At 69.9% G+C, this 1,044-nt stretch carries 1 protein-coding gene and 1 pseudogene; both read right to left on the reverse strand.

The features are described from left to right. Window positions 1–868: hypothetical protein (locus SD626R_RS11835; RefSeq protein ID WP_092566564.1), on the reverse strand; the 868-nt coding region annotated here is incomplete at its 3' end. An 84-nt stretch (window positions 869–952) separates the two neighbouring features. Next, window positions 953–1,044, reverse strand: a pseudogene (locus SD626R_RS11840) (transcription factor TFIIB); the annotation flags it as partial.

Below are 1,044 nucleotides of genomic sequence, written 5' to 3' on the forward strand. Positions count from 1 at the left end.
TGCCGAGGTACTCGTTGCGGTGGACCTCGATCCGGTCGACGGTCGGGTCGTCGCGTATCGAGCCGCGGAGGAACTCCCCGACCGTGTCGTCGACGGCCGTGATCGACCAGCGCGTCGGAACGAGCCGGCGGTTCTCCCCCTGTCCGAGCGCACCCGCGGAGAGGATCGTGTTGATCTCGTATACGTCGAACCCGCGGCGGTAGAGGTACGTCATCGCCCCCTCGGCGCGCCAGTCGTCGTCCTCTAAGGTCTTCTGTACCGGCCGGGGGACGTGCGGGTTCTCTCCCAGATCGGCGGTGCGAGCGGCCGCGCGGGGGCCGGTCGGGGTCTTGATGTCCTGCGTCCCGACATCGTAGTCGAGGTCCGGGCGGCCGTCGAGGCCGATCTCCACGTCGACCGGGCGGTCGGCGATGGCGACCTCGCGTTGCACGCCCAGCCAGCCGTCCCACGCGTCGTGGACGCTCTCGGCCGGTCCGCCGCCGGTGCCGACCGACGTCACCCCGCCCGTCGCGCCCGCGTCCGCCACGTCGACGCCGCGTGTGGAGTTGAGCAGGCTGGTCCGCCGGTCGAACACGTCCGAGATGGAGACGCCCTCGTCGTACCACGCCGCGGAGGTCTCGAACGCCGCCGCGCGCTCCTCGCGGCCGACCGGCGAGAGCAGCCCGGTCGAGACGTTCGGGTAGTCCGAGCGGCCGACGAAGATGGAGGGGGAGACGCTGCCGACCACGGCGTCGTCGGAGACGTGCTCCTCGAAGCGCCGCTCGAAGGAGTCGAGATGGTCGAGGATGCCGTAATCCTTCTCCGCGGCGAGGCGCCGCCGCTCGGCGCGCTCGTTCGCCTCGAACTCGATGAACTCGTCGAGCCGCATTCGGATCGGCGTTGGCGGCGCGAGTGGTTGAACGTTGCTGGCCGGAGAATGGATAAAATGGGCCGGCGGATCGCGCCGTCGACGTCAGCTGTGGATGCCCATCGCTTCGATCTGCTCTTGATACCGGTTGCGGATGGTGACCTCGGTGACCTGCGCGACGTCCGCGACCTCGCGCT

Origin of the sequence: Halorubrum sp. SD626R, from assembly GCF_001261915.1 — an archaeon.
Taxonomy (GTDB): Archaea; Halobacteriota; Halobacteria; order Halobacteriales; family Haloferacaceae; genus Halorubrum.